The following is a 17150-nucleotide window of genomic DNA, read 5'->3' as shown; positions in this document are numbered from 1 at the left end:
GCTAAAGATCTTTTCATCGACATTTAACAAATTTCGCTTCAGTTAAACTGCCAACCCACTCAACCTATGCTATATTTAAAACCATGGAACTATGAAAGGGTGTTAACAATGGCAAAAAGCGTAGTAATCGCTGAAAAACCTTCTGTAGCACGTGATATTGCACGTGTGCTGAAGTGTACTAAAAAAGGAAATGGCTTCCTTGAAGGAGATAAATACATTGTTACTTGGGCGCTTGGACACCTTGTAACACTAGCTGACCCTGAAAGTTATGATGTGAAATATAAAACGTGGAATCTTGAAGATTTACCAATGCTTCCTGAACGCTTAAAATTAACTGTCATTAAACAAACTGGTAAACAATTTAATGCAGTCAAAAGCCAACTTACACGCAATGATGTAAGTGAGGTAATTATTGCGACAGATGCTGGACGTGAAGGTGAATTAGTAGCACGCTGGATACTTGATAAAGTAAAGATTAAAAAACCGCTTAAACGCTTATGGATTTCTTCAGTAACCGATAAAGCAATAAAAGATGGTTTTGCCAATCTAAAGCCTGGCAAAGCATATGATAACCTCTATGCATCTGCTGTAGCTCGTTCTGAGGCTGATTGGTATATCGGGCTCAATGCAACTCGTGCTTTAACTACTCGCTTTAATGCACAGCTCAACTGCGGACGTGTCCAAACGCCAACGGTCGCTATTATTGCCGCACGTGAGGATGAAATTAAAAATTTTAAAGCCCAAACTTATTATGGTATAGAAGCACAAACGACTGACAATTTGAAGCTTACATGGCAGGATGCAAACGGTAATAGCCGTTCATTTGATAAAGAAAAAACTGATATCTTAGTTAAGAAACTTGGAAATAGCAATGCCATCGTTGCTGATATTGAAAAGAAACCTAAAAAATCGTATGCTCCAGGCCTCTATGATTTAACGGAATTACAGCGTGATGCCAATAAAATTTTCGGCTACTCTGCAAAAGAAACGCTGAATATTATGCAAAAGCTTTACGAACAACATAAAGTATTAACATATCCACGTACTGATTCTCGCTTTATTTCTCAAGATATCGTGGCAACAATACCTGAACGCTTAAAGGCGTGTGGCATCGGTGAGTATCGTTCGATCGCTAACAAACTACTTACTAAACCAATCAAGCCTACAAAGGCCTTTGTCGATGATAGTAAGGTCTCAGATCACCATGCCATTATTCCAACAGAAGGTTTTGTAAATTATTCTGCGTTTACAGATAAAGAACGTAAAATTTATGATCTTGTTGTGAAACGATTCCTAGCGGTGCTACTTCCTGCTTTTGAATATGAGCAATTAACATTACGTGCAAAAATAGGCGATGAAAGCTTTATTGCCCGCGGAAAAACAATTTTATCAGCTGGCTGGAAGGAAGTTTATGAACATCGCTTCGATGATGACGACTCGACGGATGATGTAAAGGAACAAATACTACCACGAATTGAGAAAGGTGATATATTAAAAATAAAATTGCTTGCCCAAACATCTGGTCAAACAAAACCACCTGCTCGTTTTAATGAAGCTACACTGTTATCAGCGATGGAGAACCCAACAAAATACATGGCAACGAATGATAAAAAACTAGCAGACACATTAAAATCTACGGGTGGACTTGGCACAGTGGCAACACGAGCTGATATTATTGATAAGCTTTTTAATTCCTTCTTAATCGAAAAACGCGGTGGTAAAGATATATATATTACTTCTAAAGGTCGTCAACTACTTGATTTAGTGCCTGAGGAATTAAAGTCCCCTGCCCTCACGGCTGAATGGGAGCAAAAGCTTGAGCTCATTGCAAAGGGCAAGCTCAAAAAAGATGTATTTATTAGCGAGATGAAAAATTATACACAAGAAATTGTGTCTGAAATTAAGGGCAGCGACAAAAAATATAAACACGACAATATCTCGACTAAATCCTGTCCAGATTGCGGAAAACCAATGCTTGAGGTAAATGGTAAGAAGGGGAAAATGCTTGTCTGTCAGGATCGTGAGTGTGGTCATCGTAAAAATGTCTCACGTACAACAAATGCACGTTGTCCACAATGTCATAAAAAATTAGAGCTTCGCGGTGAAGGCGATGGTCAAATTTTCGTTTGTAAATGTGGCTATCGTGAAAAATTATCAGCCTTTGAGGCAAGACGTAAAAAAGAAGGCGGAGGCAAGGTAGATAAACGCTCCGTACAAAAGTACTTAAAGCAACAAAAGAATGAGGAACCAGTGAACAATGCACTTGCTGAAGCATTGAAAGGTTTAAAATTCGACTAAGCAAACTGAGCAAATATTGCGCCTAGAAAGGATGACGGAGGAACGGAAATCACCTCCCTCGCCTTGCTAAACGTTCTTTTGCTGTAACATCACTATCTTCTACAACATAAGAGCAAATTTACATTTAGTGTAAATTTGCTCTTTTATTTATGCATACTCAAATCCTCAAAACATATCTTGAATTGACCGAATATTCTTTATATTAAAGGAGGATTTATTAGAATGGAAGCGAAAAATTTTAGACCACGGAATGTGATTTTTATGACGATTGTTGTTGGTGTATCTGTGTTAATTGGTCAAGCTATTTATGTTCTGTTTATAGATGTGCCATTCCCATAATAAGTAGTTAACTCTTTAATTGTCTGAGCAAATATTTTTCATTCTCTATTATTTCCTGATGATTTGGTTTCCATTTTTGCGCCTCTGAATTATGCTGATAGGCATTTTCAAATAACCGTAACTCCCTATAAAGCAAACTTAATTGCAAATGGGGAATCCACGTTGAGTAAGCCCATTTTTGGATCGTCATCGTATCAACAGGAGCTTGTTGCAGAGCTTGGGAATACCAATAAATAGCCTCTTTATATTTCGATTGTTCCATAAAAAATTGGCCCATTCGGCAACATGCTTCTGGCTTTGGTCGATCATATAAGAAAGATTGCAAAATAGCTTGCTGGGCCTGTTTATCATCATGTAAGCGTCGATAGCATTCCCCAACATGTAAGCAAGCCTCAATACGGTCATCTACTGTTCCTAAATCATGATCCAAAAATGTATTGTATTGATTGATCGCTTCTAAGTAACGTTGATGCTTTTTTAGTTCATTAGCATAAAAAAATAGGTCTCTTGCTGAAAGTGAATGTCCCTCTTTTAGTAAACCTTCATAAATACAAATATTACGATAAAGATCTCTGGATAATGGCAAATGTGTGATAGCTATATCACTATGATAAAACGGACCTGATACCTTTAATTCCTCATGAACAGCACCTTCCCATTGAAAATGACTTGCCCTTTTTACTAGACGAACATTTCGTTTACTACACTCTACTACTCCATCATGATCAAGTGATAGGTAGTAATCCATCGTTACCGCGTCAATAGAAGGAAATAAAGATTGCTTTAATTGACTGAACTTGTATTGGTTTTCCTTTGTTATGACGTCATCTGCATCAAGCCATAAAATATAGTCTTTTGTTGCCTGTTTAAAGGAAAAATTACGCGCATTGGCAAAATGATCAGACCAAGGAATATCATAAATTCGAGAGGTATAATTCTGAATAATAGTCTTCGTACGATCAGTTGAACCTGTATCAATGATATTAATCTCGTCAACTATATGCTGAACCGAATCTAAACATCTTTCAATTGTAGATTGTGCATTTTTAACAATCATACATAAACTAATCGTTAACATCTGGTCCCCTCCTTAACCATGTTGAAATGTACACTCTTGCAGTATTTTATCGAAAAAATATTCCAATTATCACCCGACTTTTTAATTTATCGTGAAAACACAAAAAAACGAACGCGATACACGTTCGTTTTTGTTTTAGATTTTGAACTTCTGCTGAATCAAGATAAATATTGCTCTCGCCATGTTAGTTGCTCTTTGTCAGTAAGCTGTTGCTCAAGATAATGATCCCATCGATTGAGAAACGTATTCCACACACGTACAAATAGTATATCTTGTTCTTTATCATAAAGAACAAACTCTAAACATGGGCTATCATTAATTTGTTGCGCTTCCGTTTGAACAATTTTTGTGATGACTTTTTGGGAGTTGCCCACTTCCTCTTCATTCTCCTCTTGTAATGCTGCTATCACCAGTGATTCTTCAAACTGCTCCTGTTGTTCTGCTTTTTTATCAATATAACGATATAGCTCTGGTAGGTCATCGTATTCTTCTCTATTATCTGCATCAATAGTTAGAAATGATTGATGGCAAGGACTGAAGTAAAGCGTGGTCTTTTCTATTTCTAGCTCTTCCTCAAAGATTCCCTGTTCAAGCTGCAGCTGTCCTTTTTCAGTTAGACTATAATAGTTATCCTCTTTCTTCATAAGGTTGACTCGAACCATTAAAGAAACCAAATCCTCAATAAATAATGGATCTACAAGCAAAAGCTCACTCAATTCAAGAGTACTTTCAAAATCAGCCTCTTGGATGCTTATTAGTAGCATGGTCATTAAGACATCCATTGTCGAACGGCGCACAGGCTCATACATTACCTCTACTGTCCTAATGGGAATACACCATTCAGCAGTTTTGACAATCTTAATATTGCGATTTTGTTGAAGCTCACGCATTAGCCGTTGCTGTAATTTTGACAATCTACATCACCAATCCTTCATGATTACGCAAGCCGTTGTAGGATTTTACTGTATTTAATAAATTAGTATACATTTCTCTTGTATCTTGATGTTTTGCACGTTTCGCAAACATTTCAGCACTGCCAATAAGCAATAGTAACTCACGGGCACGAGATAGCGCGACATTTAAGCGACGATAATCTTTTGCAAAGCCGATGTCTCCCCCCTTAGGAGTATTTCGAACCATACTCACTAAAATAACATCCATTTCCATACCTTGGAACTTATCAACTGTTCCTGTTCTAAACTGCAAATGCGGTAGCTGTAATTCTTGCTGTAGGAGACGATTTATTCTCTTTACCTGCTCACCGTAAAAACTAATGACACCAACACTTTTCTTTGCGTCTTGCGGTATTCGTCCTGCTTCTTTTGCTACCTTAACTGCATCATTTAAGTCTAATAAAATATGACGGATTGTTTGTAACTCTCCTTCATTATAACGACTTGTTCCACCCTTAACTTGCTCCTCTAAATAAGGTTTTTCAGTAGGGATATCAATCCAAAGTAAATGATCATGTCGTTTTACAAATTGCCCCTCTAAGCCATGATCCCTTGCTGCATCTGAATCTGGTAAACCACATTGTAAACCATTTTCCTCCTTCGCATAAAATGGTGTGATGCTTTGCATAATTTTTTCATGCATACGATATTGTAGTGCTAGCATTTGTTTATGTGTTGGAGGCAGATTATTAAATAAACGTTCAAATAATGACTCTCGTAATAGATTTTTCAATTCTTGTGCGCCTTCAAAATTCGGATTTTCTTCTAGCATCGCCTTTAAAGTTTCCTCCAGCGTATCGTCTCCTAACAGTGGAGGTAGCTGATGATGATCACCTACTAAAATAACTTTTTTTCCCTTAAGCATTGGTAGTAGTAGCTCTGGTGGTGTAGCCTTTGAAACTTCATCAATAACGACAACATCAAAAGTAGGATAATTCTCCATAAATTCTTTACTTGCGGACGCTACACATGTTGTTCCAATAACGTTCGCATGACGCACATACAATTTTCGAATTTCATCTAAATCATACTCTGTTGCGTTTTGAAGTTTTTCACGCCACTGTTCTTGTAGCTTTTTGCGAAGTGGTAGCTGTTTTTCCTGCCTGTGCAATGTTTCAATTGCTTGTTTGGAAGTTTGAATAGCTTCCATCACCTCTTCAGCCGTTCTCTCTGGCGTTGATTGCAAAAGTTTTGTATATGTTGCTAATTGCTTTTCTTTCTTCAATCCAGCTATATTAATGTCTTTTATCCGTTCTTCCATTTGTGCTAGCTGCTGCTCTATATCATGTAAGCTTGTTGTGACAGTCTTCAGTGAGGCTTGCTTTGGCACTAGTTGAACTTTTGCCTGTTCCACTGTCTCTAGCTGCTTACTTGCTTGCTGTAGAGCTTCTCGAGATTGTGCTGAAAGTATCTTTAAATATTCAACTGATTCTTCTGGCTCCTCAGCAATTTGAAAAGTATTTGCTAATTGTTGTAAACGCTCTGTATGCTGTAAAAATGGTTGCAGCTGTCGTTGGTAACTTTGCACATCAAAGCTAGTTATTGCACACTCCTGATGAATTAAAGTCATGAGATTTTTTCGGAAAGAATCGTATTCCTGATCCTTATGCTCTTGTTGTTGTTTTAGTGCTACTCCCTTTTGCCAAACGTAATCACGACGCATATATAGCCCAAGCAAATAACTTTCGATCATATCATTTGCTGGTGCTTGGCCATCCTGAAACGCAGTGTTTAACTGTGCGAATACACCTGTAAGGTTTTGCAAAGAAAACGATTGTACTGGTTGCAATCTACTTTTAGCAAATGCTCGTTCCTTGACTTCATGAGTAACTAAAGCCTCTAACTTCGCAATTGCCTTTTGTAGACGCGCATTGATTGTGGACCATGCCTCTAAATCTTTGGCATCTTCTAAATGTTGTAAGCGATTCATTTGATGTGACAGTACATGAGAAGGGCGAATTTGATAATGTTGTAAAAATCGCTCGATTAGCTCAAAGGATGTTAATGTATGGATATACTTTTGTGCTTCCTTCATGATAACTAGTCGATTACTTTCGATTTCATATTTATGTTGAATTTCTTGAAATTGCTGTGTTAGCTGCTGCTTTTGTTCTTGCAATTCCTTATATTGAGCTGCCGCTTCTAGTTGTTCCACTTTACGAGTAGTTTCTTGAATCGTACGTTGTAATTGCTCAACAGAAGGATAATCTGCAAGTGTCTGCTCAAGCTGCTGTACAATTGGTTCAATTTGTGCGAGCTGTTTCTCATAATGATCTTTTTGGGCTTCACTTGACTGTTGATCCGCCTTAGCAGCTTTTAATTCTTTTTTTAATGCTTGAATTTCCTGCTGTAAAATAGGTTCATCAATAGCCGCTTGCTCTTTTGCAGCTATTTCCTGTCTTAGTTGCTCTAGCCATTGCTCTAATTTTTCTAGTTCATTTTGTGCTTTTTCAACGTTTGCTTTTAACTCTTGCTCACGTTCTGGGAATACCAATATGGCCTCTTCAATTGCCGCCAACGTTTGTTCCCGCCACTGAAGAGCTACATTTTCCTCTATAAACTTTTTGCCTTCCTCCTCAATACTTTCCGTTCTACCATATCGTAAAATACGAATTTCTTGATTGGATAGCAACCGTCCTAATGCATTATCGACTGCTAAATTTGATTGCGACGCAACAAGTGTTTTTAAACCTGCCTTTACATTTTGCTGACAAATCTCTGAAATCACGGTTGTTTTCCCCGTACCTGGAGGACCTTGTATAACATATAAATCCTCAACAGATAATGCACCTAAAACAGCGCGTCGTTGATATTCATTTAAGTTATTATGAAACTCAATATCTTCTCGTAGCTTGGACGCTCTGACTGTTGGACGCCGTTCAAACAGGATTGTTTCTAGATTAGGGTTCACTGCCTCTCCCTTCTCTAGCTTTGTAAAGCCGTTGCGTAGTCTTCTAATTTGACTTAGTGTCGCAAAATTACTGAAACTTACTTGTTTCGAGCGTAGATTAAGCTGATCTTTACGAGCTAAATCCTGAACGAAAGGTTTTAAATCAATTTCAGCTGTTTGCTTTCCAGCGTTCGCCTTTAAAACTTGTCCAATTTCACCGCGAACCCCTTGAATGCTTACACTTAATCCTTCTAACTGCTTCCATTCTTTATTCTTTATGTAGGGACATACAATGGTTAACCGTGTAAAATCCTCATTAAAATAGCTTTGCTTAAATTCGCTATGAATATCGTCAATGGTCGCATCGCGTTCTTGGATTTTTAAATAGCCTTCCCAACTAGCTATACGTTTTTTTACATATTCTGTACGTTCTTCCGCTATTGGAAGCTGTCTTATTTTCGTATGAAGCTCTAGCGGAATACCTGCACCATTGTTAGGTTTTGTAACAAATTGCAAGGCAGCTGCTAATCGACGATTTGTATTGATTGGCCCACGCATATGGACAAAACGAATATTTGTCGCTAGCAATCCTTCCACCTTTAGCACACAATCCATAATAACGGTTTTCTCAGCAAGAAAATCGTGTAATTTTTCATTGTCTTGCGCATTAAAATAGATGGATAAAAATGTTTCACCAACTGTTTTAGCTTTCCGTTTTTCAATATAGACGGTAAAAGATCTTTGTAACGCAAAAAAGGCATGCTCGTTTGCTGAGCATTCCTCTACCGCTTCCTTCGCCTTATTGGTCAAAATAAGATTACAGCGTTGTTTTTCTAGTAAAGCGATGTCCTGCATGAGCAGCCCTCCCTCCTGTGTCACTAAAGTTTTATTTTATCACATCCCAAAAGAATACTTACAAAGAAAAATCCCCTGCACAGTGATTTCTTACCACCGTACAAGGGTTATTTTAATGTTGATCAATTGTTTCCTTCGGCAAATTCTTGCTCATTTCGCAATATTGAACAAATACACGTGCTAATTCACGTAACCGGCTGTGCACATCTTCATCTACAATTTTATTATCTGCATCAAAATGTGATGTGTGTGTGTATACATAGTTAGGCGTTACAAGAGCACGGAAGTAATCCAAAATCGGCTTTAATTGATTTTCGACTACAAGATGGTGCTGATATGTGCCTCCATTCGCAACAATGGATACTGGCTTATAACGCATTGTTTTAGGATGTAAGAAGTCGAAAGCATTTTTCAAAACACCTGGAATGGACGCTTGAAAAATAGGTGTTGCAATAATATAAGCGTCTGCTTCCTCAAATTGTTGAATCATTTTCTTCATATCATCGTTGAGTGGTGAACCATCCACAATTTGATGCTTATATTGACTAAAATGCATCATTTCTAACTCGAAACTAGCATCTAATTCTTTAATATATTGTTCCACTTGCTCTAAAATAGCACCTGTTTTACGACCAAACATTGTGCCATCAACGAGTAAAATTTTCATCTTTACTTTGCCTCCACATTCATCTTCTACAATAATATTGTAACAAATGAAAAGTGGCTCGGAAAGAATTGTAGTGTGGAAAGGAACAATTTCAGTCTTTAGGCGGAACGGAAACACTATTTACATTATTTTTTCTCTTGATCGCGATGCCGAAAATGGACTTCCTTATCAATAACTGTTTCCTCAAGCTTATATTTATCTCGATTAATAACTACATCACGATTTACTTTCTCGCCTTCATGTAGCTTATCCCAGTTAAATAATACCTCTCTTGAAATGGTATCTTCTGAAGCTTCGGGATACTCGCATGTTGCTAATTCATCTGACGAATAAATAGTGACTGACTGCTGCTTACCATATAAGGCAATGATGATCATAGCCTTAGCCACCTGTGAGGCATCAATTGCTCTAGAGCGTTTAAAAGGTCCTATTAGTAGAGGATGTGCAAACTTTAATAGTTTTTCTCCTACCTTTTCCCCTAATCGAAATTCATCCCGATCTCCTACTAACAGTGATGGTCGGATAATAGAAAGCCTCTGTAAACCCAACTCCACTAAATCATGCTCTAGTTTTCCTTTAACCCGATTATAGTAAAAAGGCGAATTTTCATTGGCTCCCATTGCTGTGATGACGATAAAATGAGGAATGCCACGTTTTTTTGCTAAGGAGGCAATTGCTAATGGATATTCAAAATCTACCTTTTCAAACATCTCACGAGAACCTGCTTTTTTTATAGTTGTTCCTAAGCAACAATACAATTCATGAGCAAATTCAATATCTTGTTCTTCTATCTGATCAAAATCACAAATTTTCACTTCTAGCTTTGGATGTGTAAAAGTTGGCTTTCTCCGTGCAATAACTGTTACTGAAACATATTCATTATTGTTACATAGTTGTTCAACAAGAGAGGAACCCGTTAAACCTGTTGCCCCTACAACAATCGCCGCACGCATGCTCATGCTTCTCCCCTCCTTCTCCATAATTTACATTAACGTATGTTTCTTTCCTTATCTTGGCCTTACTATATATATCGACCAATTTTATGATGATTAAAAAGTTAATTATGATGTCCTTCAAGATAGCAATTTAGAAGATTCTCTAAAGTCCATCGTGACCAAATCCTAAATTTTACACATACTTGTTCTTTCTTCGCCATAATTTAAAGAGACAGAGGAAAGGGTGGGATACATTTGCAAAAAGAAACGCAAGCAATTGAACCAAAAAAAACGATTGTTTTCATTATTGAAAGCTGTATTGATAAAGGGCTGTATCCTTTTGAACGGGTTTCAACATTAGCTAAGCTACTTACTAATGAGAAAGTTCTTATATTTGTAAAGACTCCTTCGAATGAAGGTATTCAAATTTTAATGAATGAAGGTCTTTCTCCTATTTTATTTGACCATTTTAACGAACTGCCTAAGCAAATCAAAGGAATTCAGCCTGATTTAATTGTCAGAGATGGGCGTAACTCTGAAAGCTGGCAAGTACAAGATTTACGACCTTTCTGTAAAACCATTATTCACTTCGATGACTTTGGTGAAGGTGGTCAAGCCTGTGATTGTGTATTACTAGCACTCTATCAAGAAGTTAAAGATTATTTACCGTCGCATTATATTGGCGGAAGTTTTGTTTTTGCACTACCAGAAGCTTATCAACAGTTTGACGACATCCCTGACAATAAAACACCTGAAAACCCTCCCCATATCGTTGTTGCTTTCGAAGATGGGGACGAGCATAATTTAACCTACCGAACACTTCGACACTTAACTCAACTACAAATCCCACTACAAATTACAGTTATGATTGACGATAGCTATCGCCATGCAACAGATGATTTGCAAATGATGGTTCTAAGTCGTCGCAATACCGCTATTCTTCGCGATAAAAACGCACTCCTTAAACTATTACCGAAAGCTGATGTCATTATTTGTAATGCTAACTATACACCTTATAAAATTGCTTCTTATGGTGTGCCCTGCATTACACTTGCACAAACTGAAGCTGAACTACTACATGCTTTCCCTCGGGAGCATAACGGCTTCATTCATCTTGGACTTGGTCGTAAAATGAAGCAATCACAAATCCAAAATGCTGTTATGGAGTTCCTTTTACATGAAGCTCGCAGTGAACGGGCTGTAAGAAAGCAGCGACAACTCAATCTTGCAGCAAACAACGAAACACTCCAAGCTTTACTTTTAGATTTTGCTTATGATCGTCATAATATCGCTTCTACTTAGTGCTACTTCGAAGATGATTATGATACAATATATAAGAATTTTTCACTCCAGCTCTTCTTGTGAAAGTTGGAACATAGGCAGATTCAAAAATTATCAGAACCCGATTGATTTAAATTATAAGCGGTGGGGGCTCAAAAAAACCTCCATCGCTTTTACACGCATTCGCTATACAAACATTCTCATAAAGGAGTCATAATCATGCCAACAAAAAGCGATATTGAATACCAAATTAAAGAGTTAAAAATGGACTATATGAATTTACAAGGTGATATCGAAAAATTAGAGTCTACTGGGCACAACGATCAGGTATCAAAAGCAGAGCAACGCCTTGCTAATATGGAAGCTAAGCTAGCAGAACTTAATAAACAATTAGCTGAACTATAAAATGTAAACACGAAGGATATTGGAGGAACTAATATGGCAATATTAACAGTTGAAAATTTAGGTCATTCTTTTGGTGATCGTACACTCTTTAAAGATGTTTCGTTTCGATTAGTAGAAGGTGATCACATTGGACTCGTAGGAGCTAACGGTGTAGGTAAATCTACATTAATGGGCATCATAACGGGGCAAACAATTCATGATACAGGAAAAGTTGAGTGGCTTCCTGGTACACATTATGGGTATCTTGACCAACATACTGTACTAACTGCTGGCAGAACAATGCGTGAGGTGCTACGCGATGCCTTTTTACCATTATATAAAAAAGAAGAAGAGCTAAATGACATTACAGGGAAAATGGCAGAAGCATCACCTGAAGAATTAGAGGTTCTGCTAGAGCAAATGGCGGAAGTTCAAGATGCACTCGATGCGGGCGATTTCTATTCTCTTGATATGAAAATTGAAGAGGTTGCACGCGGACTTGGTCTTGATGCCATTGGCTTAGAACGTGATGTAGCTGCCCTTTCTGGTGGACAACGTACAAAGGTTTTACTAGCAAAGCTGTTATTAGAAAAACCGAAAGTCCTATTACTAGATGAGCCTACGAACTATTTAGATGAGGAACATATTACTTGGCTAAAGAACTATTTAAAAAACTATCCATATGCATTCCTCTTAATTTCACATGATACAGAATTTATGAACGAGACAGTGGATGTTATTTTCCAACTTGAGTTTTCCAAATTAACGCGGTATACAGCAACCTATGAAAAATTCCTAGAGCTTGCTGAAATTAATAAACGCCAGCATATTGAAGCATATGAAAAGCAACAGGAATTCATCAAGAAACAAGAGGACTTTATCGCTAAAAATAAAGCGCGCTATTCTACTACTGGACGTGCAAAATCTCGTGCTAAGCAGCTCGATCGTTTAGAACGAATTGATCGACCAGAGACGGCTGTAAAACCTGAATTTGGTTTTAAAGAAGCACGTTCATCTGGCCGCTATGTTGTAGAGGCTGAAAATTTAGTCATAGGTTACGATAAGGACAAGCCATTGCTTCCTCCACTAACTTTTGCCATTGAACGTGGCGAAAAGATCGCGCTAGTTGGCATGAATGGTGTAGGTAAATCAACATTACTAAAAACGATGCTAGGGAAAATTAATCCCCTTGGCGGGAAAGTGGTTCGAGGTGATTACCTTTATCCATCTTACTTTGAGCAAGAGGTTAAAGCAGAGAAAATCACTCCAATTGATGATGTGTGGAATGCCTTTCCTTCTATGGAACAAGCGCAGGTTCGTGCCGCTTTAGCAAGAGCTGGTTTAAAAACGGACCATATTACACGCCCACTCAATTCATTATCTGGTGGTGAGCAAGCGAAAGTTCGTTTATGTAAATTAATGATGGAAGAAGCTAACTGGCTTCTTTTTGACGAACCGACAAACCATTTAGATGTAGATGCAAAAAATGAACTAAAACGTGCTATGAAAGAATTTAAAGGCACCATCGTACTAGTAAGCCATGAACCAGAATTCTATGACGGGCTAGTAACAAAGGTTTGGAATGTACAAGATTGGTTCACTTCTGGACAACAAAGCTAATATCAAGAGCAGTTCCCACATATTATAGGGGCTGCTCTTTTAATTTTTTTGAAATTACTATGTATAATTAGACATCTTTAAACATAATATAATCAGTGGACTAACAATTTACATTTATATTTTATAATCTCTCTCCTCTAGGACAAGCCCGTGGGTAACCCAAAACTCATTACACCAAGACACTATACTTACATCATTGTAAGCTGAATAAATGAAACCTTTTGCTGTATGCTTCGTATACTTAATATAACTAAAAAAATATTTTGCTATTGAGAAAATATTTCAATTAACTATTGATTTATATATAGCTTACTAGTAAGATATATATAGACCACTTAACTTACTAATAAGCTATTTGTAAAATATAATCTAAAAAAGAAAGCGAGGAATGAAGAATGACAGTTACAATTTACTCACAAGCGAGCTGTTCTTCATCCAGAAAAGCACTTAAATGGTTAAAAGATCACAACATTGAATATAAAGAAAAACGTATTACATCTCACCCTCTTACTCTTGCAGAATTTAAAGAAATTCTAAGTATGACGGAAGATGGCACAGATGAAATTATCGCAACTAACTCGAATGATTTTAAAAACTTAAATATCGATATTGAACAACTTTCTATTCAAGAGCTATTCGCTATTATCCAGGCACACCCAAGAATGTTGCGAAGCCCTATTTTAATAGATGAAAAACGTATTCAAGTTGGTTACAATGAGATGGACATCCGTCGTTTTATCCCACGTAAAGTGCGTGCATACGAATTAAATGCGATGACAAGATTGGCACAAGAAAGCTAAAACAGTTTTGGAGATGACCTTCTATGGATCAAGAAAAACAAAAAGCCATTACCTCATTGTTTGAAGTCGTTTCATCTATTGAGCGTAAGTGGGCAAACGAGTGGAATAATCATAATGTGCTCGGCTTTTCAAAATCCCATATTTTAATTTTAGACTACTTATCGCAGGAGGGCCCAAAACGCCCTTCTGCTATTGCTGAGCGGTTAAAAGTAACCACTGGTGGCGTCACAGTGTTAACAACAAAGCTTATTAATGGAGGCTTTATTGAAAAAACACAGCACGCTACAGACCGACGAGCTTCTCAACTTGTCATAACTGCTGAAGGAGAAAATATCCTAAAAGAATCTCGTCAACAAGTGAGCGAAATTATTAACAATATGTTTGGGATGCTAACAGCAGAAGAACTGCAAACATTACGAAATATTTTTTCTAAATGTCTATTGGATGTTGAGACGAATCGATCAGAATAAAGAACTCAAAACAATCTATAGCATTTTTGTAAAAGGTAAAAAAGGCTTACCCTTTCGCAAAAAAATGTTATTTTTCGGCAAAGGTCTCGCATACAAAATGAAAGTGTTTACTCATTTTATTGTTATTGTGACTAATTATAGAGAGCCTTTCCTTTCTCTAAAAATAGTTATAATGAGCATAAAGCCTTTGTAGCTTAGTTGATTGGAGAGGAGACAATGTCACTTCTATGGGATATGCCTCACAGATGAGACCCTTGAGCGAACAAAGTGAAATGACTCATCGGACTCTCTCCTGAAATGGGAGCTGGCGGAACGAAAATCAGCCCAGTCAAAAGGTCTTATTCTATTAGTTACCTCATTTCTTTCACAACATGAAAAGATGCATTCGCAAATATTTGCGAATGCATCTTTTTTTGATTAGCCGAACGAATACTTCTGTCTAAGTACTTGTGGTAGGCGACCAATCGGCTTTTATTACGCTGGTAGCACAGATTCCACAATAGCTGTATCCGACATGAGCATTTCTTTTAAACGAGCCTTTGCACGGAACAAACGAGACTTCACAGTTCCTATGGAAACTTTCATAATCGTAGAGATTTCTGCAAGTGAATATTGGTCTATGTAGAAATACCATAAAGTTTTTCGATAAATGGCATCTAATTGCTCCATTTTATCTTGGACTAGTTTTGTGACAATATCCTTTTCAATTTTTTCTTCTGTTGAAATATCATTATTGGGAACCAAATCTAAAATCGGTACGTCTAATGTTTCAGGTTGGTTCATCATATATTTACTACGACGCACTTTTTTACGATAGCGGTCTCTAAAAGTATTCATTGTAATAGTTGTCAGCCAAGCTTTAATATGCTCCACCTCAGCAACGCTGTCTTCATAGCGTACAACCTTAACCCAAACTTCTTGCATTAAATCCTCAGCTTCTACATTATTGCGAGTTAGTTTTAAACATAAGTGATATATATAACGATTGTACTCCTCGTATACGCCTTCTAATTTTTCATTCATTGTGTATGCCTCCGCTTCTTGTTCTTGCTTCTATACACATTCTCGCAAAATAATGTATTACACTCTATCGCATTGGCTTTCAATTTCATTACAATCGTGTAAGCTTAAACGCTTTTGCTTGTAATATTCGTAAAAATTGTTTTACTACTATATTTCTTTCCCTGCAGCGGATAACTAGATGACAATACTTCCCTATTTTCATAACTATATTTTAAATAATAATTATTTTCAGAAAGGTGTTGAGACATTTTAGGTAGACAACATACTAAAAATGCACTCCTAGCAGAAGTGCATGTGTTTGTTTAGCTTAACAGTCCTAGACGAAAAGCAGAGGCAACGACCTGTGTTCGATTTTTCGCTTTGAGTTTTGTCATTAGACTACTTACATAATCTCTGACTGTATGCTCACTTAAAAACAAGAAACCGCCAATTTTTTTATTGTCATAGCCTTCAGCAAGCAAGCCAAGTATCATTGACTCCCTTTCTGTTAAATGTAGCTCTGTATTTTTTTCTACCTTCTCACCCTTACGCGATAAAAATAACCCTAGACGATTTCCCACTTCTTCTAGAAGCAATAACTCTTCTTTTGTACAATCAAATTCTTCACCTAGCTGATCGAATGTCAGCCATCCAAATAACTGGTCTCGTCGCATAATAGGGATAAAAATAATGGAGGATAAATTAAATAACTGAATATGCTCCTCCTTCACGTAATTTTTAGGGTTTTTTAAATAAATGGGTTTTTTTGAACTAAGTATCGTGTTATCCCCAGTTAGCTGCCCTTTCATACTTTGCACCTTAGAAAGCTCTGCTCCAATAACACCATAAAATTGATTGGACCATGGGACATAAGCGTAAAAAACGCATCTTTTATAACTAAAATACTCTTCGCATTTTTTTAAAATATAGGCTAAGTCCTGATAACCTGTGGAACTAATCAACAATGTATCAAGCTTATCCAGTAACTGTAAATACTTCAATTCCTGATTATCTGTAGATCGATAATTAACATTGTGATCTCCCCCATAGTAAAGCTGTACTAGAAACGTAAATTTTGATAGCACATACATTAAGATGGCATTCGTTCGGCTACTCTTTTGCTGAATCATAAAGGTAATCAATGCTTTCTCAAAAATTAATTGAAATAAATTAAAGCTCTTCTTATCAATAATAGACAGCTGTGATTGAAGCCACGTAGTAAAAAATGATTTATCATCTTCATTTAATTCATCAATGTTTGTATGTGTCGTTAAGCGTAAAAACGAATCCAGTAGCATAGCTACCCTTTTTTGATCAGATTCGGCTATAGAAGGTTCTAGATTAAGATAAATATTTGTATTCTCTTCAATTTGTTTATGATGAATTTTAATAAATAACACAAATTCCTGCAGTGTTACTTCTTCAACTGACTGAAACGGATGCGTCATAGGAAAATCTTCTCCTTCACACTAAAATACCCCTATAAATGGAGGATATTCACTCACTATATTATACAGCATCTTATAGGATAGTATTTCAAATTGAAAGGAGTAAGATGAAAGTATCGCTAAACAATGC

At 36.9% G+C, this 17150-nt stretch carries 13 protein-coding genes; 6 read left to right on the top strand and 7 right to left on the bottom strand.

The genetic code is table 11. The features are described from left to right. The first annotated feature begins 108 nt into the window (after nucleotides 1–108). A complete protein-coding gene (locus OU989_RS02005; protein WP_274795450.1) occupies nucleotides 109–2298 on the top strand; it encodes a DNA topoisomerase III in 2190 nt (729 codons plus the stop codon). 346 nt (nucleotides 2299–2644) lie between these two features. Here OU989_RS02005 and OU989_RS02000 read toward each other — a convergent pair whose 3' ends face one another. The 5 genes from OU989_RS02000 to OU989_RS01980 form a co-directional block, all read right to left on the bottom strand. Further along, nucleotides 2645–3715 (bottom strand): glycosyltransferase family 2 protein, encoded by a 1071-nt coding sequence (locus OU989_RS02000; RefSeq protein ID WP_274795449.1) that lies wholly within the window; start codon nucleotides 3713–3715, stop codon nucleotides 2645–2647. A 158-nt stretch (nucleotides 3716–3873) separates the two neighbouring features. Further along, nucleotides 3874–4629 carry a hypothetical protein gene (locus OU989_RS01995; RefSeq protein ID WP_274795448.1) on the bottom strand — a complete coding sequence of 252 codons (756 nt, stop codon included), beginning with the start codon at nucleotides 4627–4629 and terminating at the stop codon, nucleotides 3874–3876. A 1-nt stretch (nucleotide 4630) separates the two neighbouring features. After that, the gene (locus tag OU989_RS01990) at nucleotides 4631–8413 is read right to left on the bottom strand and encodes a DEAD/DEAH box helicase (protein WP_274795447.1); all 3783 of its coding nucleotides are present in this window, start codon (nucleotides 8411–8413) and stop codon (nucleotides 4631–4633) included. 112 nt (nucleotides 8414–8525) lie between these two features. Next, nucleotides 8526–9080, bottom strand: a complete 555-nt coding sequence (locus OU989_RS01985; RefSeq protein ID WP_274795446.1) for an NADPH-dependent FMN reductase — start codon at nucleotides 9078–9080, stop codon at nucleotides 8526–8528. A 125-nt stretch (nucleotides 9081–9205) separates the two neighbouring features. Then, on the bottom strand, nucleotides 9206–10039 hold the full coding sequence (locus OU989_RS01980) for an oxidoreductase (RefSeq protein ID WP_274795445.1): 834 nt from the start codon (nucleotides 10037–10039) through the stop codon (nucleotides 9206–9208). A gap of 231 nt (nucleotides 10040–10270) precedes the next feature. Here OU989_RS01980 and OU989_RS01975 point away from each other — a divergent pair, with 231 nt between their 5' ends. The 5 genes from OU989_RS01975 (at nucleotide 10271) to OU989_RS01955 (ending at nucleotide 14570) form a co-directional block, all read left to right on the top strand. Then, nucleotides 10271–11317 carry a PseG/SpsG family protein gene (locus tag OU989_RS01975; protein WP_274795444.1) on the top strand — a complete coding sequence of 349 codons (1047 nt, stop codon included), beginning with the start codon at nucleotides 10271–10273 and terminating at the stop codon, nucleotides 11315–11317. A gap of 198 nt (nucleotides 11318–11515) precedes the next feature. Next, nucleotides 11516–11701 carry an SE1832 family protein gene (locus tag OU989_RS01970; RefSeq protein ID WP_274795443.1) on the top strand — a complete coding sequence of 62 codons (186 nt, stop codon included), beginning with the start codon at nucleotides 11516–11518 and terminating at the stop codon, nucleotides 11699–11701. Between the two features lie 33 nt (nucleotides 11702–11734). After that, nucleotides 11735–13300: an ABC-F family ATP-binding cassette domain-containing protein gene (locus tag OU989_RS01965; protein ID WP_274795442.1), complete on the top strand. Its 1566-nt coding sequence runs from the start codon at nucleotides 11735–11737 to the stop codon at nucleotides 13298–13300. Nucleotides 13301–13695: 395 nt separating this feature from the next. Then, a complete protein-coding gene (gene spx / locus OU989_RS01960) occupies nucleotides 13696–14100 on the top strand; it encodes a transcriptional regulator Spx (protein ID WP_274795441.1) in 405 nt (134 codons plus the stop codon). 23 nt (nucleotides 14101–14123) lie between these two features. Beyond that, a complete protein-coding gene (locus tag OU989_RS01955; RefSeq protein ID WP_274795440.1) occupies nucleotides 14124–14570 on the top strand; it encodes a MarR family winged helix-turn-helix transcriptional regulator in 447 nt (148 codons plus the stop codon). A 474-nt stretch (nucleotides 14571–15044) separates the two neighbouring features. Here OU989_RS01955 and OU989_RS01950 read toward each other — a convergent pair whose 3' ends face one another. Continuing rightward, nucleotides 15045–15593, bottom strand: coding sequence for an RNA polymerase sigma factor (locus OU989_RS01950; RefSeq protein WP_155592487.1), 549 nt, complete (start codon nucleotides 15591–15593; stop codon nucleotides 15045–15047). Nucleotides 15594–15895: 302 nt separating this feature from the next. Beyond that, nucleotides 15896–17020, bottom strand: a complete 1125-nt coding sequence (locus OU989_RS01945) for a helix-turn-helix domain-containing protein (protein WP_274795439.1) — start codon at nucleotides 17018–17020, stop codon at nucleotides 15896–15898. Nucleotides 17021–17150: the final 130 nt, after the last annotated feature.

It is taken from the genome of Lysinibacillus irui, from assembly GCF_028877475.1.
Taxonomy (GTDB): Bacteria; Bacillota; Bacilli; order Bacillales_A; family Planococcaceae; genus Lysinibacillus; species Lysinibacillus irui.
Note: the sequence above shows the minus strand (reverse complement) of the source record. Positions and strands in the feature narration are given on the sequence as shown.